The organism is Olivibacter ginsenosidimutans (assembly GCF_039542865.1).
Classification (GTDB): domain Bacteria; phylum Bacteroidota; class Bacteroidia; order Sphingobacteriales; family Sphingobacteriaceae; genus Olivibacter; species Olivibacter ginsenosidimutans.
The window spans coordinates 41,548-64,702 of the sequence record NZ_BAABIQ010000007.1; the positions used below are offsets into that span (position 1 = coordinate 41,548).

Here is a 23,155-nt window from a genome sequence, read left to right on the forward strand (position 1 = left end):
GTGATTCATGTTAAAACGCCTCATTCAAACCAAGGAAAAATCCACGTGCACCATATTTGCCGAAAGCATAGTCCAAACACAGATTGGTTCGCGTTGCTTTATTGAAGAGCACACGCAATCCGGCACCTCCACCAGGTTGCCAGTGTTCAAATAGTTTGGTGCCTAAATCATCGTTTGCTGTTTGGATATTAAAGAAGGTAACACCGCTCAAGAATTTATTACGTAGAATGGGAAATCGATATTCTACTTCCGAATAAAAGTAGAGCGGACCCTTGAAATAGGTAATGGTGTACCCGCGGCCGCTACGGAAATTGGTGTCTTTTCCCGTACCAGCCATCTCCAGATAAGGAAGTGCACCACTGATCATATAGCTTCCCCAGTTCCAAAAGGCGATCACATGTTCAGGATTCCGTTCAGAAAGGCTCCAGTATTTCCTAAAATCGGTAGTGAGTTGTACTGCACTTTTGCTACTTCCTAACCAGGTTTGATTCACCCGAAGGCCAACGTCTGAATAAATTCCTTTATACGCCCGGTTCTGGTTATCACGGGTGGTATACTGTACGTTAAATAGAAAACCATTGGATTGATAATGATCGTCATCAAATCCATAGCGTTCATTATAGATATGATAGGGTGTTAAACCCTGATCGCTCTGGCGGTCTTCAATCTTCCTGCGGATATCAAAAGAAACGCCAGCACCAACAAACAGATTGTCTTCAATTTGCTTATATATTTTTTCTCGAAAACTATAGTACTGCGCATGTTGTGTGTACACTTTCCGCCCGGGATTGGTCAATAAAAGATCTTCAGGTGTTGTTCCTGCTCCATAGCCAATGCCCACGCCAAAATCGGGATTAACGGTTTTGGCAGCTACCAAACTTCCTTGAAGATTCCACTTATTACCAGGTGTGTAAACATTATGACTCAAATAAAAATAGATAATTCCTTTGGTGGTAATGGAGGCAGAAGTAGCAGCAACAGACATTAAGGTATTAGGGTCTTTACCTAAAATACGGCCTGCAACTGCTTTAACACCAATTTGTGCACCAATACTGGGATTGTATGCAATATTCGGCATGGGCGTTATGCCTGATTTTTTACGTAGTGAATCTGGCTTTCTGTGTGGATGAAAAACATTTCGTATGAGATCGCTTACATCATATGCCGCATTATCTGCTAAAAGCTGTTGTTTTTTCAACGAATCAGCTCGCAACGAATCAGCCTTTAATGAGTCAACAGGAGCAACTTGAGCACTGATCTGCTCTTGGATCAATAACCCAAATAGTAGAACAAAACATATTCTCCTTATAAAATTTGCACGTATCCGCTTTGTAGTTTCCTTTTTTGATCGGAAAACCAGTTGTCTGAAGTCCAATTTTTCTGTGTTGAGTTAAATAAAAAAACTTATAGTACAATAGTAAACAATTGCATATAAAACGTAACTGAGCTAAGTTTGTTTTTTCATTGATTGCTAACACGAAAATAGTGCCAGTCTAACAGAATGGTTTTTAGCTATGTTTTTTCGCTAATCCCTTTCTTACCCTACTAAGCGATTCAGCAGTAATGCCCAAGTAGGATGCGATCATCATTTGTGAAATGCGTAAGGTGAGGTTGGGATACAGGTGGATAAAGTCGAGATAACGTTCTTCGGCCGTTGCTGCTAGCAGTTGATTGATTCGGCATTGCATATGTCTGATATTATTATGCAACAACAATTCATTATATTTACGGAAGTCTGGACAAATGGTTTGTGCCTGTTCTAAAAAATCAGGGGTAACCAATACCACTTCAGTGTCTTCCAGTACATCAATGTTAAACAGGGCTGGCTCGTGGAAATAAACGCTATTCCGATCACCTATCCACCAATGCTCGGGTGCAAATTGAATGGTATGTTCCTTACCTTGATTATCTAAGGTATACGCACGAAGCAAGCCTGTGCAAACAAAATAAAAAATGTTGGTTTTGCTACCTTCATGCAATAGCATTTTTCCTTTGGGATATGTCTTTGCGGTTAGTTCGCCTTTTAACAAATTAAATTGTTCTTCTGTTAGCGGACTGTGTTGTTGTAGATAGTTTTTGAAGACTTGCATGGATTGCTTGCGCGATTACGCTTATTGTTTAACTATCCGTTCAATGTGGATTGCCTGCAGGCCTTTTGGACTTTTTTGTAATTCAAAGGTAACACGTTCATTCAGTTTAAGTGGCTGCGGTGCATCTGCCAACAGGAAAAAAATGCGCTGATGGCGCTCATCATGAATAAAACCATAACCTTTTTCTTCATTTACATGATGAACAGTACCTGCAGCACGTTGGTCCTCTTCAGTCATTTTGGGTATGCTGATTTGAATATCTTCTAACTTTACGGTAGATTTCTTGACTTCTTCTGGTTTTTCGTTTGTAATATTTCCAAATTCATCGACGTAGGCAAACATATCTTCTAAGGTTTTGCCCTTATCTGAATTGCTTTGTCGGTTTTCTTTTCTTAATTCTTTTTCTTTCTTTTTTTGTTCGCGTTTTTTGTTTTGCTCTTTTTTTCGAAATGATTCTTGGCTTCTACCCATATATAAACTTTATTGTTGTATGTTTTAAAATATGAAACAAACTGACGACTGGTTTTTTAAATGGAACAAATAAATCCGGGGGGTCAGTACGTGTGGTTTTCTTCAAAGATAGAAAAAATAATTGGGATATCCTTTTTTTATGCGCTAAGGCGCCATTTGATAATTTAATGGCCTTAATAACTTGCTAGAGGCGACCTTTTTACCATTTTCAAAAAGTATAAAACCGATTCCTTTTCTGTAACGTTGACCGGTTTTATCGTATAGGATGGTCAATTGTCTGCCGTGATAGGAAATGTTATCAAGGCAAAAATATGCCCACGTTGGTGGTACCAAAGGGTTAACGGTAACCTGGTTGTCGGCTGAGGGTCGTAAGCCAACGAGACCGGTGATAATAAGATCGCAAAAGGTAGAATGATTGTAATCTTTACCGCGCTCTTTTCCACCATTATTCGCCGGCCATGCACCACTAGGCCAATTTTTTAGTCGGGTTCTGGCAATCCAGTCGCCAGTATACGGATTTAGATTTTCATCAATCCATGGTACTTGCTTACCATTTTCCAGCGTTCTTCTTTGGCTTTTGGCATAGGTGCTGAGCAGTTTATAATAGTCAGCTTTGTTGATATACGATTGCTGATCATGGTTTAACACGTTGGCCATGGCGGTCAAGGTAATTGCTGTGGAAAATGGCCAACTCGGGCCATTCCACTGGCATTCGTGGTCTTTATAGGAAATTTGAAAGTCGGGATGATCCTGCTCGGCAGTTGTGGGGCCATAAGGCGCATAAAAATAAGTGCTGTCCATAAGGAATTTCCATGCAACAGCATAACTGTTATCCGGAATATTGAAGTACCAAGGGGTATACCCGTGTAATTCCCGAGCCGAACAAAGCTGCATGGATCCATTTCTTGGAATAACTTTAAAGAATTGCGCTTTAGCGTCCCATAGTGTTTGAAGTAGGAGCGACTTTAGACGAATGGCCTTATGCCGATAGTTTAGGCTTAACTTGGCCTGGCCTCTAAGTTTTGCAATTTCTGAAATAGCCAAGGCTTCTGCATACATATAGGAATTAATGGTTGCCCGATAGCCAGTTGCGTCGGCCGACTGGCTGCCGCAAATAGAAATTTCCATGCCATCCCGATTATCCTGTTGCCAAAAGAGTCCTGTACTGTCACGTTTTTCTTTCTCCCAAGCGAGGTAATTCTGTATAAAATCGGGTAAAAGCCGCTTTATTAATTCGGCATTTCCTGTAGTTAAGTATTGATGATAAGCGGCATCGGTTACCCAATTACTATACGATCGTAGATTACCGCCGCCTTTAAACCAAAATTGAATATAATCGTTTATATAACGCTGATCGTGTAGCCATCGCCCTTCATAAATGTGTGGAGCAGCGGCACAACTAATGGTGTTATATTTTCCGGCCCAATTGACATCGGGTAGAAATTCAAGGATGACAAAACCCTCTGGCGTTTTACGGATATGCTTGCGGAACGTCCACCATCTGAAATAATAGGTCTGCTCCATCGTGCTGTCTGGGCAGTCGAATAATGGAATGTTTTTGGAGAGAAAGGCCCAGCTTTCGGCATTGGAGATATACTGTGGATATAACTCTTCATCGTCCGTATTGAAGATGTTGATATAATGTTCATAGGTTTTAGGTTGCAGAACCAGCTGGGCGAAAGCCGGTTCTGCAAGAATAGATAGCGCGATTAAAATAATGCCGTAGGTTTTCTTCATCGGTTTATTACTTTCAATAATCACAAAGGCAGGGAATCATGACGCATTAGTGTAGTTAGACAATCAAAGATCCTTATTATTAATTTGCACATCATCAATTTTTGTGGGCAACCATACTTGCATTTCACCATTGCCTCTGTTGGCCCAAGAAAAGTAGGGAATAGCCGTGATGGTTTTCTGTTGCACCTGAACCGATTGCCCGTCAGGGGCGGGGTTGACCACAGGTAACTGACTTTGTAAGGTAACCAAACCACCTAATAGATCTTTTTGATAAGTGGCCGTAAATGTAGCATCAGCGGGCACAATAAAACTCATCACCTCGGCCGGATTGTCTGCCTGCTCAACACAGTAGACGAGCGGTCCGCGTTGCAAAGCAATACGATTCTTGTTGGCACGGATCTGGTCTATCGCGGCTAGTTTTTTTACTTCCATGGGAAGTTCCAATTGAACAACATCTCCTTTATTCCAGGTTCTGTTTAATACGGCGTAACCCTTTTCTAAAGTATACGGAACTTTTTTACCGTTAACGGTAATCACTACCGTGTCTTGCTGTGCGCTTAAATAGCGGTAGGTATTACCGGGCACTGGTTCACCTTGTACCCAGCCGGGAATACGAAGGTGCAAAGGAAACAATCGTTTCTTATCTGGCGTTACCGTCAATTGCACATGGCCTTGCCAGGGGTAATCGGTTTGTTGTGTCAGTTTAATGGTTCCTTTAGCTAACGGAATGGTCGTCTCACTGCCTACAAATAGGTTGATCCATAAGGCATTATCCGACTTTGCATAAATGTAGTTTCCTAAGGATTCAACTAAACGGGCAATGTTGGAAGGACAGCAAGCGGTACCGAACCATTCACTCCGGCCATAGCCTCCTCGGGATGCTAAAGGGTTTCCATAAAAGAAATGATCCCCACTATACGATAGGCCATCAAGTGCGCCATTGTATAAACTTCTTTCCAATACATCCATATACTTGGCATCTCCGGTAAGTAAATTCATCCGCTGATTCCAAAATACCATACCTACGGATGCACAGGTTTCACAATAGGCCTTAGCGTTAGGTAAATCGTAATCTTGGCTAAACCCTTCGTTAGATCCAGAAGATCCGATACCTCCGGTAATGTACATATTACGGTAAACCACATCTTGCCAAACGTTTTGCATGGCTTGCATATAATCGGCATTCTGGGTTGCTGCACCGACATCGGCGGCACCTGTATACAGGTACATGGCACGCACAGCATGGCCAGTTATTTCTTTTTGGTCTTTTAAAGGAACAGCATCTTGACAATAAGCGGGATCTTTCCATTCGTCCCAAATTTTTCCTTTACCATAGCCATGGCCACGTTGCTGCAGAAACCAATCCGCTAATTGTAAATAGCGTTCGTTTTGGGTAACGTTATAGAGTTTTACGAGGGCCAGCTCCACTTCTTGATGACCACTTACCCAATGGCGATTCTGCTGCCTCAACGTCGAATCCATATGATCGGCAAAACGAATGGCCACATCCAGTAACTTTCTTTTTCCGGTTGTGTTATAATAAGCTACGGCCGCTTCAATAAGATGTCCGGCACAATAATCTTCGTGTTTTTCCATGTCTGTCCACCGCTTATCTAAACCATTCAAGGTATAATAAGTGTTCAAATAGCCATCAGGCTGTTGGGCGGCAGCGATTTTATCAATCCATTCATCCGCCTTGTCTTCTACTGCCTGATTGGGGTGGTTTTTCAAGGAGTAAGCGATCGCTTCAAGTGCTTTATAAACATCTGAATCGTCAAAATAGATACCTTCATGTTTTTCTCCACTATGACGGGCTACTTTTTCAAAGTTTCGGATGCGGGGTGTTTTTACCTCGGTTTGCTCCATGCAAACCGGAATCGTTACGGTACTTACCGTATTGATTTTTGGTGCCCAGAAGCTATCGGTAATCGTTACTTGGGAGAAATTAATCGTTTGCAGCCGATGCGTTGGATCTTGTGCTTGCGCGACGGTGCCGGATAAGTGCAGCAGGCTAAGCCCTATAAACGTGCAGGTGTATTTCATCACTTTATTTTTTGTTTTCTTTATTTAGTTCACTACCGGAAACTGACTGATCCTTAACGTAGAACAACCGTAGGGAACCAGTACAATAGGTGTCTCTTCATCAGCTGCTTCTGAAAATGGATGCGGAAGTGGTCCAGCCATATTTTTATAAAGCTTCCAAGCAGGGATTTGCTTAGCATGCGTTTTCAACACCAATGGAGCACCCGTTAGATTCCAGGGATATTGTCCTTGCGTATTATTTTTTACCACTTCAAAGCCATTTGCCGGATCTTTGATGGCTTTTTCCAATAAGCCATAATTCCAATCAGATTTAGGATATACTTCATAAAAGTCGCCGAAGTAAGGTACATCACTTACCTTACGCCATTCTTCGTCAATTTTCAACGCATATACTAAGGGCCCTCTTTCTACAGCCACGGATGATTCCGCCCATCTACTTGTTTCGATATGCATGGGAAGTGTTAAGGTAACCTTATCCCCATTCTTCCAAGTCCGGTTAATTTTGACTATATCACCCGGAAGAGTAGGTTCTTTTACCGGTGTTCCATTAACGGCGATCGTGGCTCCTTCTGCCCAATGTGGAATACGTAAGTGGAAAGGAAAGCTTAGCTCCTTTGCTGTTTGCAGTGTAAATTGGATCGTCTCATCAAAGGGGTAATTGGTATCTTCTGTAATATGAACGGTATGATTTTTACCTATAGGAATTTCAACTTCACTAGGGCCATAGATGAGTGCTGCTACTCCTTGGTCTTCAGTAGCATACCAAAGGTTCTGCACCAATTTAGGCCAACCTTGGTGCATATTGGATGTGCAGCAAGGGTAGCCGGTAAGCAAGCCATAACATTGATCGGTTCCCTGGTGGCCGTCATCCTCAAAGAAATTTCGTTTGGCCCGTGTAATCAATACCTGATTGGCGCTTTGAAAATATTGGCGATGGTTGAAATCATCAGTTGCCTGCGTAGGCATGGCATTGTAGGCAATCTTTTCCAGGTGATCTGCGAATTCTGTATCTCCAGTAATAGCCAACATACTTTCCAGCGAAAATAATAGCTCTACAACAGAGCAGAATTCCACCCCTTGGGTAGGTGCATTACCATGTAAGGGTTCATCACCTCCGTACATGCCTTGAGCCTGCCCATGAAAAAGGGCAATGTCTTGGAAGGCCTTCTTTACCGCTTTAATATAGGCAGAGTCCGGATGTTGCTGGTAATAAATAATCGGCGTTTTGATACCTTGTGCCAGATTAACACAATGAAAGCTTTGTAATTGACCAACATGTAATCGTTGAATCAACTCTTGATTGTATGGATACGTATTGCCGGTATTGAAAGGGTAGAGGTGACGGACATCGTTCTGTTTCGTATAGGCATTGGTAAAAACAGTGGTATAAGGAAATGTTTGTTTATAAAGTAGATTGGCCAAGTCTAATAGAAAAGATTCGCCGGTTAGGTTATACAACCAATAAACTACCATCATATTATCAGCGCCCCTGCGATTTCCCCAGAAGGACCACTGGTCGAGTGGGTGTTTGGGTAATTCTTGCAACTGATACTTGAAATACTTACTTAATGCTTGGATTACACGTTTATCGCCAGTAGCACTATAGTATTGTTGAAGCACCTTGAGCATCACCATCCGGGGCCACCAATCTTCCACCGGTTCTTTTTGAATGCCGGGTTCGGGCTTTGGTTTTTCTGTTAAGGGCTTAGGACCGATATATCCATCTTCACGTTGGTTGGTTAAGGTCCATTCAATCCAAGGCTTTACTTTTTGAATCAGTTCTTGATCCTTTAGCATATAGGCCAAAGGAAGTAATCCATCAATCCAGTAGGGACCTCTTTCCCAAGCGTCCCCATCACCACCCAGCCAACCATTCCGCTTTCCGGCGACTTGTGGATACTGTTCATCTAAATGCCCGGTTAAACCTGTTTTCATTCGTAATAATTGTTCTTTTAACCAACCATTGGCTTGTATCGCACCTAATGGGAGTTCCATATACGGATTGGCATGAAGGGGTTTTCGGTTCTGCACTTGCGCCTTGCTTTCGGCTGTTAAGCCGAAAACAAGGATAAGCAATAAAAAATGTTTAATGTTCATAGCAAAAAAATAAATCGGAATATACGTATTAATAACCTTGATTTTGTGTTAAATTTGGATTGGAGTTAATGGTTTGCTGCGGAATCGGAAAGGTAATCCGATAATCACCATTCGGTTTATGCGAAAGCCAACTTTTCGTGGTAAAAATCCCAAAACGGATCATATCCCGACGGCGATGGCCTTCCCATGCAAATTCCCAACCCAACTCGTCTAACATACGCCCAAACTGTACAGGCGTAGTATTGCCTTCATTTACAATTTTATAGTTCTCTACGTAACCGTAATGGTATTGACTATTTTGTTGTAACAGGGCGCCGGTAACCTTGGCTTTGTCTGGATTGGTTTTAAAGGCACGATTCCTCACTTGGCTAACATAAGTAGCCGCTTCTTCAGCACTTCCAAGACGTAATAAGCATTCGGCTTTCATTAACAAAACATCGGCGTACCGGAAAAATGGAAAGTCATTATCTAAGTCGTTTTTAGCTCCCATTTTAACCGTAAATTTATTCATGCGGTAACCTTCAGATTCGCCGGTATATAAACCATTGGGAATATCTTTGGTGAAAACTAAGGGTTTACCTGCCTGATCATAGGCGCCAAGAAGGGGTGTTTTTCCATCGGCTGCAAATTGTGGTCCCATTAACCACGTATCTGCTAAACGACTATCCGCAGGATCGTAGGTGTCAATAAACTGAGCAATAGCCATGGCGGATCCAGAACCCCAAGGCGTCGCTTGCATATCGGCCTTAGCCTTTAGCGAAGCATGCCAGGAAAACATATGAAAGAAAAAACCGGTAGCAACATTTTCATCGAAAGGGATAGCAAATATAATTTCAGGCGAATGTTCATTTTCTGTTGCAAAAATATCCCTGAAATTGGCACTTAAGCTATATTTTCCTGAATGGATGATATCATCACATTGTGTGGCGCATGCTTCCCAGGCAGGTGTGCCCGTGTATACTTCGGCGTTCAGATAGATGTTAGCCAAAAGTGCTTTCGCTGCCCATTTATTGAAGCGTCCATATAGGAGTTGATTGTTTTCCTCGCTTAAGTCGGGTAAGGCCGCATTGATCTCCGCAACAATAAATTGATACATGTCGGCTCTGGAACTTTTTTCAGGCAGTTCGGTCGTAACCTCGGTTACGAGTGGCGCATCTCCGAAGTTATCGCAAATGAGCCAATAGTAAAATGCCCGGACAACTCTTATTTCGGCCAAGATGCTTTCTTTGCTAACGCCATCAGGCATGGGAATTTTATCGCTTTCAATTAAATCCAGCAAGCGGTTGGCATTAATAACGCCCTTATAAAAGCTATTCCACATAGCATCCATTTGTACGTTTTCGGAGTTCCAAGTATGTAAATGGATGCGTTTATAAATTCCACCATCATCCCAGCCAGAGGCATTAGCGGGCATCACCAATTCGTCGGAAGAAGTTTCCTGAACGCCTGCCCAATTGTGGTGATCAAAGAATTCGCGCATGTTGGCATACAGAATACCTGTGGCTTGATATACGCTGGTATAGGTGAGTTGATCGTCGGTTATATCGGAATATAACACTTCATCTAAATTATTATTACATGCTGAAACCGATAAGAGAAGCATGCATATGCAGGTAAAATATCTTAAAGTCATGGTTTTCATAAAACAACGGAATTAGAAGGTTAAAAATGCGCCCAGTGTATAGCTGGTGGTTGATGGATATCGATTTTTATCATCAACTCCAGGTGCTAAGCCCGAAATACTCACTTCCGGATCGATGCCTTTATAACCGGTGATCGTGGCTAGATTTGAAATGGAACCATACAAACGGATTCTTTTAACATATTTGCTTTGCACAGGTAAATTATAACCCAGCGTTACATTATCGATTTTCCAATAGTTGCCATTTTCAATATAGTAGCTAACGTAGTTTAACGATTGGTCATCGGCTAACGGACGTTTACCGTAAACATTGTCGTAGGCCGAATTTAGGATATTGCCGCGGGTTAACATGACGGGATTGCCGTAGAACATTTCAGGCATGTTCAGAATCTGGAATCCGAAGGCACCACGCATGGTAATATTCAAATCTATATTTTTATATACTAAGGTATTATTCCAACTGGCATAATATTTAGGGAGACCATTACCAATGATTTGTTTATCATCGGCTTGTTGGTCGGCTATGGGTTTGGGGTTGCCGTCTTTTCCCTCGATAATCCAATAGCCATTATCGTCGATATCAATCGTTTTAAATCCGTAAAAATTACCAATGGGTTGTCCTACCTGTACCCGATGTGTCGTCTGTTGAATCGGTTCACCCGTTCCTCCGGCGTCAAAGTATCCGCTGGCCAATTGGAAATTTTTGTCGGATAAGGAGAGGATTTTATTTCGGTTCGTCGAAAAGTTAACCGATGTTCGCCATTGAAAATCTGTCGTTTGTATAGGCAAGCCATTGAGTTGTATTTCCAGACCGGTATTCCGCATAGAAGCTGCATTGGCACGAATGGTATTGTACAGATAAGGCGGTACAGGTACTGGGTAATCCATCAAAAGATCTTTGGTGGTACGGCGGTAATAATCAACAGATCCTGAAATTCGGTTGTCGAAAAAGCCATAATCCAATCCAATATTTAACTCTTCTTTTTTCTCCCAGCGTAAGTCAGGGTTAGGGTTTAAGTCGGGATTGACCACTTGGATCCATTTTCCGTCGACTAAACTGTATTTGTCGAAATTCACCAAATTGAGTGATCGGTATGGATCAGTAGGTTCAGTACCCGTTATACCAAAACCGGCTCTGACTTTAAGGTTACTTAATGGTTTTATATCGGAAAGAAAATCCTCGCGGATGGCATTCCAGCCTAAAGATATGGCCGGAAAATTCCCCCATTTGTAATTCTTTCCAAACTTCGAAGAACCTTCGTGACGAATACTGGCCATTGCCAGGTATTTTTCTTTATAATTATAGTTTAAACGAAAGAAGTAGCCTACCAATTTGTTTTCCGTCTGTGACGAGTTTTCAGGTGCTTCACCTCTTTTTAGCGCTAAGCCGGCCAGCATATTGTTATAGGAAAAATCGTCTGTCGGGAAATCCCAGTTTTGCATCCAATAATCTTGGAAATTATTATTGCGCCAGCTATAACCAGCAAGTGCCGTAAACTCATGCTGATTGAAAATTTTATGGTAATCGGCCGTCAGTTCCAATAAATCCTCCTGTGTGCGTGTTGTTCCCCTAGAAGCGTAGCCGTTCTTTTTGTCGTGAATGGTTGAAAAATGTTTCTTTGTTTCGTAATACCCTCTGGTGCTATTATAAAGATCTCTGGACAATAACAGCTTAACATTAAAATCTTGTATAGGGGTGTAGGTAAGATTGCCAAATGTCCTGAAATTATTGTTTTGAATAAGCCCGTCGGTTTCTTCCAGTAGGGCAACTGGATTCATGTAATCCGTTTTTTCAATGTGTTCTATCCAAACGCCATTATCATCTTTTAACCGATCGGTGGGATTGAAGGTCAGTCCATTTCGGTAAACATCTCCGCGGAAGCTCGTACCATCGGCTCCCGAGAAATATTTTTGTTGGTAGCCGTTAATGTTGGCGTTAATTTTTAATTTGCCATCAAACATCGTATGGTTAAATTCAATACGGGGGAAGAGCACTTGATTATCCGAACGTTTGATAATTCCTTCAATACTTCTGTAGTTTAAATTGGCGATATAATTGGTGTTCTTGTTTCCTCCTTTAAGGCTTACGTTGTATACTTGCGATAGGGGTGTTTGCGTAATTTCGTCTAACCAATTGGTTTCATAACCATAGTCTGTAGCACCAGGCCTACCTTCAGCTACTCGTTTGCGGTATTCGGAAGCGTTCATGAAGTCTAATTTGCGACTGATGGTTTGCGTGGTAAAATAGGTGTTCACGTCGATGGTTGCCGGTGTTTCACCATTTACTTTTTTAGTCGTGATCAGAATAACGCCATTGGTGCCGCGCGTACCGTAGATGGCTGCTGCCGAACCGTCTTTTAAAATATCGATTGATTCGATATCCTCTGGAGCTACTGTAAACAGGGTTCCTGGTACACCATCAATGAGCACTAAAGGCGAAGCGTCTGCCAATATAGAGGGTACACCTCGCAAATTCACCTGTGCATTACCTACAGGATTGGCATCAGGAGAGACAACGTTTAGTCCCGCTACCTTACCTCGAATCAATTGGGCAGCGTCCTTTACAGATCCCTGCACAAAATCTTCGGATTTGACACTCGCAATGGCGGTAGTAATCTGTTCACGCTTTTGTGTTCCATAGCCCACAACAACCACCTCATTTAAGGTATTGTTGTCTTCTTTCAGAATCACGTTGATTGTTGCCTGTTCATGGACGGCTATTTCCTGGCTTGCATAGCCAATGTAGCTAAAAGATAGCACGGCATTTGCACTGGGAACATTAATTTTATACATACCGTCGGCATTGGTGGTCGTGCCGGTGTTCGTATCTTTTATTTTAATGCTAACGCCTTGAAGTGGCAGACCCTTTTCGTCGCTCACCTTACCCGTTATGCTTAGCTGTAAGGGGGCTTGTTCAGGAGCAGGGTTTGGCGAACGTTTAAGTACAATGGTTTGACGGATGATTTTGAAAGACAAGGGTTGATTCTCCAGGCTTTTTTTAAGTGCCTCTTCAATCGGAACATTGTTCACCTGAACGGAAATCGTTCCTGCTTTTTCTAGGTCAATTTTGTCGAATAAAAAGTGGTAGCCACTTTGTTTTTCGATTAATTGGAGAATTTTAGCTACCGATGTGTTTTTTTCATTTAGGGTAATTCCTTGACTATAGCTTTTTGCACTTACCTGAAGGAGTGCCCATAACATTAAAAAAGCGGTAAGTTTCATAGTCAATAGTAATTGTTGAAGGAGAGGGCTCGTGCGTAATACGGCCTTTGAAATAAAATTCATTACTTTTGTTTGAGTTTGGTTTAACACTATTGTTCTAGCAATACGGGAGAATTCAAACTTTTTTCGGGGAGTGGTTCCAGCACTTCCCGTTTTTGTTTGGTACGTTCTCCTTGAAAGGGTTAGCTTACGTTTGGATTGGAAAATATTTCTTCATAATTTACATTTTAGTGAACAAAAAAATGGATCTGTCTTTTCGCTAAATAGACAGGTTAGTTTTTTATAATTACTTTTCTTCCCTGGATTTCATAGTGTACACCCGTATAAGCTAACATGCTCATCAGTTCGCTGAGGTTTACATCTCTAGAGATTTTTCCATTAAGTAATTTTTTATTGATTTTTCCGGTATAGCTTACTTCGATGTTATACCATCGGGCAATGTTGTTCATTACCTGTTCAATTCCTGCATCTTTAAACTGGAAAAGGCCATTTTTCCATGCAATCTCCGTTTCAATATCCACATTTTTTACCAGTTTTATCTGTTTATCAGCTGTTAATACAGCCTGTTCCCCGGGCTTTAGAAGCTGTGCCTGCTTCCCACTCTTGATCCGAACACTTCCATCAACAAGGGTGGTTTTTGGTTTACGCTCATCCTCGTAATCCGTCAAGTTGAAATGAGTACCCAACACGTGCACTTCCATATGGTTGCTAATCACCTTAAAAGGTTTTTTCACGTGCTTTGCGATTTCAAAATAGGCTTCACCATTTAATACAACTTTTCGTTCCTGTTTATCAAATTGTGAAGGAAATATTAACGTGGTTTCGGCATTTAACCACACTTGACTTCCATCAGGAAGTGTAATTTGATATTGCCCACCACGAGGCGTAGAGATGGTATTGGTCTCCGTAAAGGCTTGTTGGCCTTTGGTATTAGCTGGTATACGAAAAGCGAGCTTTCCATCGGCAATTTTCTTTATTTCCATGCCACCATGGTGAGCTAAAATGCCATTTTTGGTGGTATCTAATACGATAACCTGGCCGTTTGCCAATGTTAACGTCGCTTTGTTGCCCCCTGGAGCGACATCATTCGGTAAACTTTTTTGCGCCAGCTCCTTAGTTGGAGTATGTGATTGGTAATGGTTAAAAATATAGTTTAGGCTAAAAGTCAGTCCGACAATGGCCGCTGCGGCTGCCATACGAAGCATCCAAGTTTTGTTTCGCTGGATATAGGTGCGTTTGCGTTGCTGATGTTGAGTAGTCTGTTGAAAGATATTTTGAAGGAGTTCTTCACTTCGTAAGTGCTCTGCTGGAAGCTGACTTTCCTTTGTTTCTTGATAGATTGGCTCTAAAATGCATGCTACCTCTTCTTCTGGAAGTGTTGTTAATAAATCCATTAATTCCTGTAATTCTAGCGCTGTGGCCGTTTTATCCAGGTAACGGTGTAATAAAATGGAAAATCTTAAAGAAGGTCTGTTCATTCTCAGCAATAATGGTTTTGGTGGCAATAAAAGCTTACCCAATAGATAAGACAAAAAAAATAGAAAAAGGGGGGTAAAACGAAAAATAAAATTACAATTTTATTCGAGTAAGCGCCAGCAGCAGGAGATAGCTGTGTTTTTTTACATAGCTGATGATGGTGTTGGTGGCTAATTTTAGATAACTCTTTACGGTTTCTTTGGAAATACCCATACGGCTGGCTATCTCGGTATATTTTAGGCGCTCATGCTTACTGAGCATATATACTTTCTGCTGCTGGGGCGGAAGTAAGTTAATGGCTTTATCGAGCAAGAAGTGGTGGTATGAAAGTTGTTCTTCTGTAGCATGCATCTCCGTTTCCTTTTCCCACTGCTGCTGTTGTATTTTTTTCCGGACTTCTTGTTTTAAGTAATTAATCGTATGGTTCTTCGAAGCAGTGAACAAATAACTTTTAAAATGACTAACCGTTTTTAGCTGTTCCTTATTTAACCAGATTTTCAAAAAAACGTCTTGGATAACTTCTTCAGTTAATTCATAAGAGCCCGTCATTTTATAGATAAATGCTCCTAGATGTCGGTGATAACGATGAAAAAGCTTGGAAAAGGCGTGTTCATCGCCTCTTGAAACTTGTAAGATCAACTCTTGTTCCTCAAAATCCATTAGGTTAGCACGTTGGTTTATTGTATGCAAACATAATTAAACTTGTGTGTATTAACAAGCTACCAACTTCGACCATTTACCAGGTTTTCATCAGGTTTCAACAGGTTTTTATCAGGTTTACCTGATGAAAACCTGGTAAAAACCTGTAAAATATCTGGTAGAACGCCGAAGAAAATAGGGAGTTAGTACGAATTAGATTCCTAATCAGCAAGTAGTAAAAATGGAAAAAAAGGCGCTTTTTAGCAGCGAATAAAAAAAATAAAAAAAGTATAGTGTTTTACTAGACTTTTTTATACCTTTGTGTCATAGTTTAAGTCTCTTCTCTCTCATATTAGGTTTTATAATTGGTTAGCGCAAAGCACCTGCCCATCAGGTGCTTTGGTTTTTTATGTTATTTTCTGGTGGCCACTAAGGCATATTTGCAAGGCTTTATACCTTGTAGAAAAGGTTAGTACTCGAAAGAGCCAAACCAAATTAGGGTTTAATAAATACAGGCGATCCGGTTAATGCAATGGTGCCCGATACATGGCTTTGCTTATTTTCCCAGCTGAACTGACTAGCCGTTTTAATATTGAATGATGCCGGAAAACTGTATTTTGCTGTTGCGGTTTCCGATGTGCCGTTGGTTTTGGCCCACAATACATACATATAACTTTTATCATTGGTAGCATAAAAAGCACCACCATCAACGTTGGAAGGCAAATGTAAATTAGCCGTTTTGGTCGGATCATATTGTCGGGACTTTAATAAACGACTAACGGTGCGCCATGCTATGCCTCCTGGTGTTATGGTTGCTTGATATGGGCCGGAGGTGATGTTTTGGTAGAAACCCATCGCTTGATGCGGCGCTGTAGCCTGTGCCAGTGGTGCGCTTTCAGCAGGACCATAAATATATAGTGCACGGATACCGGCCTTTTGCGCAAGGATCGCTGCTTTGATTAAAAAGTTCCGTTGCACGTCATTGCCTCCAATATAGCCGTTAATGGCTTTGCGGGGGATATTAACTTCTGTGACAATAAATGTTTTTTTGGGATGGGACGTTCCGTTATAGGAATATTTATTCAGCACCGTCTGAAATTCGTTCTTATGGGTGACTACCGCTGCTGCCGCTGCATCTGAATTTCGTTTACTTCCCAAATCATACATCGGATATACGTGATAGCTTAAACAATCAAACCACTCGCCTCCTTTTTTGGGATAATTGGTATTTACGCTTCCTTTATTAGGATTATCGGTATTTCGTAATATAGCATCCAGAAAGCCGGGATAACCCAAGCCGCCTACACAAACCAAGCCATCCTTATCTAAGTATTCAACGATCTCATGGGTAATCCGAAGCATGCGTACATATGCTTGAATAGGAGCAGAAAAATTAGGTAGATCACAGGGTTTAGGATCTGATTTGGCCCAAGTTTGGGTGGCCGCCCAATTATCGGTATAGTCTGGTTCATTCCAAACCTCCCAATATTTTACATAGGGACCGTAGGTTTTGACTACATTGTAAACATAGTTAGCATAATAATTCTTGGTATTCACCTTTCCCTTTGACGACCATATGGGTTCATATAAATTAGCAAACGTTTGCGATTGAATACCATTGCAATACCGTGTTTGATCTCTATGCGCCTCCGAAGGTCCGTTGAGAAAGATCGTATGATCTTTACCACCCAATTGCCTGTACGTTTCAAAAGCATCTAACCGCACGTTATAACCCCATTGCTGCACAAAATAATCATACATGGCTGGACGCAGACTGTTAACTCCTGCTCCCGCAATATTTCTTGCCGAATTGCCCATTAACAGTTCAGCCACCTGTTGATCAGACCAGCCTGAATAGGCTCCCATATTGGAGCCATATAGAAACAATCCTCCCAAGCTGGAAGGTGTAGCTGTGGCTTGAACGGACTTCTGTATGGAATCCGTATTTGAATCATCTGCTGGGTCTATAGGTGGTGTTTCCTCTGAACACGAGCCTAAAAACAATACCATAAATGCTAAAAATACTGGGTAGATGCTACGAAATCCATAAAATCGTTTAACACCATTGAAATTGTAAGTAACCATATTATTGCAAAGAAAATATTGATTATCAGAAATTTACAAATAAGGAATCATCGTTTACTGAAAAGACACGCTGAAATATTTTCGTTTATATCAATAAAGCAAATTGATTTAAGAATAAAGATAGCATAAAATTAAAAATAGCATAAAGTAAATGGAAAATTTTCTTGATTTAGTTGTTGATGATGGTTAGGGGAAAATAAGGTATAGTATTTTATTGGAATAAATAGTAGCGTCTAAAAAGTCTCTGTAAAACTAAAAACGCGTCATTGCGATGCGCCTTTTTAGGCACCTCCAATAGAAAAATAGGCACAATTGCACCAAAATATACGCTATCCGAAACCCTTTCCATGACGGTGTGCCGAAATGCATCGATGATGCTTTGCTATTGTAATGATGCTCTGGTCTATAACTGTTTATTATGCCTGATCCTTTCCGATCTCCCCAGGTCCTATTCTATTCGGAGGTACTATAAAAAAAGGATTGAAACATGATTTATTTAGAGGAAATAGTGGATTAACAGAGATAATAGCTAAGTAAATACTCTGTTATACCTCTGTTAACCCCCTATTAACCCTTTTTAAATAGAAGATATCATATGAGTGTATCCGGGGTAAAGTTTAAATGCAAGTGGAATTGAATAAAGTATATTTCATTACATTGCCAATGGCATGTTTATGTTATTTGCGTAATATATTTAATAGCCCTTTTGTTTTATTCCTATGGTGAGGTTTTCGGTATCCTGAATCACCTGTATCGCACATTATTTTCCGGTTAATATGGCTTAAATAGACGATATAATTATTCTTTTATTTAAGAGATTTAGCTTCATTTCTTTCAATAGTGATAGGAGGCCGCGACCATCTGGGATGCTCTCCTAATGGATGAATTTTACTTTTTTCCGCTTCTATTACCGCTCTTTTAGCAACGGCAGAAAAGGGTTCCTGAGGTTTTAAACCTAATGTTTCCAGTAATTTTTTGTCGGTTTGCTGATCGGGGTTGGGAGTAGTTAATAGTTTGTCTCCCAAAAAGATGGAATTAGCGCCTGCTAAAAAGCAAAGCGTCTGTGCTTCCGGATTTAGGGATGCTCTGCCCGCCGACAAACGAACTTGTGTATGGGGCAATACGATCCTAGTAGTTGCAATCATCCGGATCAGCTCAAACGATGTTACGGTTGGTTGATCTTCCAAAGGCGTTCCCGCTACCGCTACTAAGGCATTAATGGGCACACTTTCCGGTTGTGGAGTCAAATTTGCCAGTACACGTAACATTTCGAAACGATCTCGTATGCTTTCGCCCATTCCGATGATGCCGCCACTACAGAGGGTTATTGAGGTCTTTCGGACATGTTGAATGGTCTGAAGCCGGTCGTCGTAACTTCTTGTGGAAATAATTTGTTCATAGAAGTCCCGAGAACTGTCTAGGTTATGATTATAAGCATATAATCCAGCTTCTTCTAAACGCTTTGCCTGGGTTTCTGTCAGCATGCCTAGGGTACAGCAGACCTCCATATCCATGTTGGTAACAGTACGTACCATTTCCAACACCTGGTCAAATTCTGCGCCATCTTTCACATTTCGCCAGGCAGCTCCTAAACAGACACGGGAGGCCCCTTGGCTACGTGCCTTTTCGGCTTTCTCTTTCACTTCCTGAACAGACATTAGCCGATGCGCTTTTACTCCAGTATGGTAACGGGCAGCTTGTGGGCAATAGCCACAATCTTCGGGGCAACCGCCAGTTTTAATGGAGATGAGAGAACTGATCTGAATTTTTTCTGGATCATGATATTGACGGTGTACTGTTGTCGCTTCAAACACTAAATCCCAAAGCGGCCTATGGTAAATGGTTTCAATTGCTTCAATATCCATATTTCTTTTATTTCCGGGTAAAACTAATGAGAGATAAGATAGCTTAAGTAGTCCGGATAGTATTATATCAGTAGTCCGGTAAGACAATCTGCCTATGGGGGGTGAATTTTTATTTTTATGCTGCAATACACACAATCATATGCAATTTGGTTTTATTGGCTAATGTTTTCGGGAACATCCTAGAGAAATCTTACATTCGCGCCTCCTAATAGTCGAAGACCCGCTACAGATTAAAGGCGAAGTTATCCATGTGGTAGTCAGCGCTAGTTCAATGTAACAAGGGATTGTTGTCTATAGCGGATGATACATACGCCCATCTTTTATAAGGAAGGAATTTTAAGTAGTATTAGCGCTTATTCGGCTTTTTTCGTCAGCATAATTGTTAATGTTTATCGCAGTCTGCCCTATTTATTGTCACATCTGCACGCACCTATTCCAAAGAAGCAATTTAACTTATTTTTGTATTGTAATGTTAAATGACGCATGTTTTCTTCGACTAGCGCTCGACAATTTTCTCACAAATCTATGTGCCCGACAGGTTAGTGTTTTCAGTCATTATTTTTCTGGCTACCCTTTATTGGAAGAAAGTAAGCTGTTTGCGAAATATGTTTTACCGGCATTGCAAAATATTTCTATGCCAATAAAGCATAATAGAATACCTTTGGAAACACCGGTAACACCCTTAACTACTGGTCGTTTAGTTTATTAGTAATGTTTATATATTCCATGGAACCATTTAATAGCAACCGTTATCAAGAAATGACTTACAGAAGATGTGGCAAAAGTGGTCTATTGCTGCCAGCCATCTCCTTAGGTTTGTGGCATAACTTCGGCGAAGTAGATGCTTTCGACACTTGCCGAAAAATTATACGCACTGCTTTTTCTACCGGTATTACTCATTTTGACCTTGCCAATAATTACGGGCCACCCCCCGGTTCTGCCGAAGAAACATTTGGACGTATACTGAAAAAGGATTTTAAGGATTATCGTGATGAGCTGATTATCTCTACTAAAGCTGGATATACCATGTGGAATGGACCTTATGGTGATTGGGGATCCAAGAAATACCTTATGGCCAGTCTAGACCAAAGTTTAAAACGAATGCAATTAGACTATGTGGATATCTTCTACCATCATCGCCCTGATCCGGATACCCCTTTGGAGGAAACCATTTCGGCACTCGATTTAATTGTTCGCCAAGGAAAGGCTTTGTATGTTGGTCTATCCAATTATACCGCTGCACAAACGGCAGAGGCATTGCGCTTATTTGCACAACTGGGAACACCCCCGCTAATTCATCAGCCAAAGTACTCCATGTTCGAACGCTGGGTAGAAGAGGAGCTATTGGATGTGTTGGGAAATAATGGGGTGGGCTGTATTCCGTTTTCACCTTTGGCGCAAGGTTTACTCACGGATAAATATTTGGATAGAATACCAACTGGGTCAAGGGCCTCTAAATCGCTTGGCTTTCTTACACCGAGTCATATTACCCAGGACAAATTAGCGAAAATCCGGGCATTGAATGATCTAGCAAAAAAGCGAGGTACTAGTTTGGCACAAATGGCGCTCGCTTGGCTCTTAAAAGATCAACGGATTACGTCTGTTTTATTGGGAGCCAGCAGGCTTGAGCAAATCAGCGATGCGGTAAAGGCTTTGGCGTCACCGTCTTTTCAAGCGGAAGAATTGCAGGCTATTGATCGAATTTTAAAGACGTGATGTTGCTAAATTAAGAGACCATCGCATGAATATGATTTCGTTATGTCGCTATCTTTTGCTATTTTTACTGTTAATCGTTCTGTTGACGGGAAGTCGGCCAGCAAAACATGGAATGGCACTTGGCATGGCGATGTTTGGAAGGCTATTGTGCATTTTCGCTCAATAAGAGAAGATTTACAGGTACAAGTGTTTGATTGCGACTTTGGTATAGGGATAGTGAAAAAAGGTAAACCCGAAAGCATGCTGTCTTTCGATCCGCGTGAAATTAGTGCGATGAGCTACGAAGATTTGGAGAAAAATCGACGGGAGTTCTTAAATTTGAAACACGTAAATAATACAGCATTATTGAGCTATCTGATGTCTCTATAGCTGTAGAAAACAAAACGTTTCCAATTCCGTTCATGAAGTTGGTTTACCCTCACGAATGATTTCCTGATAAAACTTGATGTCATTTTCCAACTTGGCGATATAGGATTCTTTTTCAATGAGTAGGCGGTTATACCATTCTTTTTCCGAGTCCTTTGCCTTCTCTTCATCAGCTGACGCTTGGAAAACAGCACTTAAATCCAGATCAATGAGGTAGGAAATCTGTTTCAATCGTTCAATATCCAGCCGGGTTATCCCACTTTCAATGTTTTGGTAGGTTTTAAGAACAATATTTAGTTTATTGGCCATATCCGCTTGGGATAGGCCTTTTAACTTACGTTGACTTTTTATACGTTGTAGTAGTTCGCTAGTTGTCATTTTACTCGGATTTGGTTACATGATGAATCGTTTAAAGTCATATTAAGTTCTTTGTTACCAATTAAAAAACCCATCAGCTGAACGTCGATGGGTTTTTCAGGTAAAACCAACGTTCTATAAATGTGTTGTTATGGACACATCTGTAGCATACATTTCCCTTTTACCTGTGTTGCAATTGAAATGATCATGTACAAAGGTAAATAATAAAGTCTACTAAACAAATAGACTTTATTATTTTTGTTAAGATTTGACACTTGTTCTTTCTGAGGTGGTTCTATCTGGAAATTTTTTAGCTAAGTTTGATGATCAAAGGTTAACAATTAAAGCATGAATAAGCTATGAATACCTATGCTGTGGTAACAGGCGCTAGTCAAGGTTTAGGAAAATATATTGCTATAGAATTAGCAAAGCGAAAATATAACCTATTATTGTTGGCCCGATCTGGCGATAAGTTAGAGGCGCTAAAAGCTGAGTGGACAAAATCTTATGGTATTGAGGTTTTAGTATATAGTATAGATCTTTCCACAGAAGAAGCAATTCCTGCACTAAACTACTATTGTACAGCGCAAAATTTATCTATTGGCATACTGATCAATAATGCTGGCTATGGTCTTTGGGGTGACTTTGAAATGTTAGGACTACAGGATCAACGGAATATGATCAATTTAAATGTGAACGCCTTAACTGCGCTTACCTATATGTTGTTGCCTTTTTTGAAAAAGAACAAATCCGCCTATATTTTGCAAATTGCTAGCACAGCGGCTTATCAGGCAGTACCAACATTGGCGGTATATGCCGCTACAAAAGCTTATGTATTATCGTTTAGTCGCTCACTTTATCATGAATTGAAGCCATTAGGTATTCAGGTAAGCTGCCTTTGTCCGGGACCAATGGATACCGGGTTTACTGATCGGGCAGGTATGCAGGCTTTAGCACATTTAAGTAAGCAGTATAACATGGATCCGGAAGTTGTAGCGAGACAGGCTGTGAAAAACATGTTAGCAGGTCAACTAGAAATTGTACCAGGTTTTTTAAATAAACTGCAAAAATTTGGTGATTGGCTATTACCGAAGAAACTGGTAGAACGGGTAGCAGCGAGACTTTATAAAATCAGATAATGATCATTCATCCTCATTTCTACCGCTTAAGAATGCTTGGCTTTTCGTGATTTTACCTGATTAAGAAAGCAGAAAGGTTAGTGATATTCATCACGATTATTTTAGCGAAAAATTTGGAAAATTAAATTATCTGCTTACTTTTGTAAAGTCTACTAAAATAATAGACTTTAATGAAGCAACACAATAACCCTTTGAATACGATCATAACTA

Annotated in this window: 16 protein-coding genes; 3 read left to right on the forward strand and 13 right to left on the reverse strand. The window is 40.9% G+C overall.

The genetic code is table 11. The features are described 5' to 3' along the window. Positions 1–10 precede the first annotated feature (10 nt). The 12 genes from ABD930_RS07070 to bioB form a co-directional block, all read right to left on the reverse strand. Positions 11–1,273, reverse strand: a complete 1,263-nt coding sequence (locus ABD930_RS07070; protein ID WP_345231034.1) for a BamA/TamA family outer membrane protein — start codon at positions 1,271–1,273, stop codon at positions 11–13. A 235-nt stretch (positions 1,274–1,508) separates the two neighbouring features. After that, positions 1,509–2,090 (reverse strand): Crp/Fnr family transcriptional regulator, encoded by a 582-nt coding sequence (locus ABD930_RS07075; protein WP_345231035.1) that lies wholly within the window; start codon positions 2,088–2,090, stop codon positions 1,509–1,511. Positions 2,091–2,111: 21 nt separating this feature from the next. Beyond that, positions 2,112–2,561 carry a cold-shock protein gene (locus tag ABD930_RS07080; protein WP_345231036.1) on the reverse strand — a complete coding sequence of 150 codons (450 nt, stop codon included), beginning with the start codon at positions 2,559–2,561 and terminating at the stop codon, positions 2,112–2,114. Positions 2,562–2,705: 144 nt separating this feature from the next. Beyond that, positions 2,706–4,298: an MGH1-like glycoside hydrolase domain-containing protein gene (locus ABD930_RS07085; RefSeq protein WP_345231037.1), complete on the reverse strand. Its 1,593-nt coding sequence runs from the start codon at positions 4,296–4,298 to the stop codon at positions 2,706–2,708. 63 nt (positions 4,299–4,361) lie between these two features. After that, the gene (locus ABD930_RS07090; protein WP_345231038.1) at positions 4,362–6,341 is read right to left on the reverse strand and encodes a glycoside hydrolase family 127 protein; all 1,980 of its coding nucleotides are present in this window, start codon (positions 6,339–6,341) and stop codon (positions 4,362–4,364) included. A 24-nt stretch (positions 6,342–6,365) separates the two neighbouring features. Then, the gene (locus tag ABD930_RS07095) at positions 6,366–8,438 is read right to left on the reverse strand and encodes a beta-L-arabinofuranosidase domain-containing protein (RefSeq protein ID WP_345231039.1); all 2,073 of its coding nucleotides are present in this window, start codon (positions 8,436–8,438) and stop codon (positions 6,366–6,368) included. Positions 8,439–8,466: 28 nt separating this feature from the next. Further along, complete coding sequence (locus ABD930_RS07100; RefSeq protein ID WP_345231040.1) at positions 8,467–10,041, reverse strand: RagB/SusD family nutrient uptake outer membrane protein; 1,575 nt, start codon at positions 10,039–10,041, stop codon at positions 8,467–8,469. Between the two features lie 51 nt (positions 10,042–10,092). Further along, entirely contained in the window at positions 10,093–13,365 is a 3,273-nt protein-coding gene (locus tag ABD930_RS07105; protein ID WP_345231041.1) for a TonB-dependent receptor, read from the reverse strand. A gap of 209 nt (positions 13,366–13,574) precedes the next feature. Then, positions 13,575–14,780, reverse strand: a complete 1,206-nt coding sequence (locus ABD930_RS07110; protein ID WP_345231042.1) for a FecR family protein — start codon at positions 14,778–14,780, stop codon at positions 13,575–13,577. A 91-nt stretch (positions 14,781–14,871) separates the two neighbouring features. After that, positions 14,872–15,438: an RNA polymerase sigma factor gene (locus tag ABD930_RS07115; RefSeq protein WP_345231043.1), complete on the reverse strand. Its 567-nt coding sequence runs from the start codon at positions 15,436–15,438 to the stop codon at positions 14,872–14,874. A gap of 474 nt (positions 15,439–15,912) precedes the next feature. Beyond that, positions 15,913–17,427, reverse strand: coding sequence for a hypothetical protein (locus ABD930_RS07120; protein WP_345231044.1), 1,515 nt, complete (start codon positions 17,425–17,427; stop codon positions 15,913–15,915). Positions 17,428–18,308: 881 nt separating this feature from the next. After that, on the reverse strand, positions 18,309–19,367 hold the full coding sequence (gene bioB, locus ABD930_RS07125; RefSeq protein WP_345231045.1) for a biotin synthase BioB: 1,059 nt from the start codon (positions 19,365–19,367) through the stop codon (positions 18,309–18,311). 726 nt (positions 19,368–20,093) lie between these two features. Between bioB and mgrA the strand changes: the two genes are divergently transcribed. Both mgrA and ABD930_RS07135 read left to right on the forward strand, forming a co-directional pair. Beyond that, positions 20,094–21,083 carry an L-glyceraldehyde 3-phosphate reductase gene (gene mgrA / locus ABD930_RS07130; RefSeq protein WP_345231046.1) on the forward strand — a complete coding sequence of 330 codons (990 nt, stop codon included), beginning with the start codon at positions 20,094–20,096 and terminating at the stop codon, positions 21,081–21,083. Positions 21,084–21,125: 42 nt separating this feature from the next. Next, a complete protein-coding gene (locus ABD930_RS07135) occupies positions 21,126–21,452 on the forward strand; it encodes a hypothetical protein (RefSeq protein ID WP_345231047.1) in 327 nt (108 codons plus the stop codon). Between the two features lie 30 nt (positions 21,453–21,482). On the opposite strand, the gene ABD930_RS07140 is transcribed toward ABD930_RS07135, so the two are convergent. Continuing rightward, positions 21,483–21,827 (reverse strand): helix-turn-helix domain-containing protein, encoded by a 345-nt coding sequence (locus ABD930_RS07140; RefSeq protein WP_345231048.1) that lies wholly within the window; start codon positions 21,825–21,827, stop codon positions 21,483–21,485. A gap of 338 nt (positions 21,828–22,165) precedes the next feature. On the opposite strand from ABD930_RS07140, the gene ABD930_RS07145 reads away from it, so the two are divergent. Then, positions 22,166–22,945, forward strand: a complete 780-nt coding sequence (locus ABD930_RS07145) for an SDR family NAD(P)-dependent oxidoreductase (protein WP_345231049.1) — start codon at positions 22,166–22,168, stop codon at positions 22,943–22,945. Positions 22,946–23,155 lie beyond the last annotated feature (210 nt).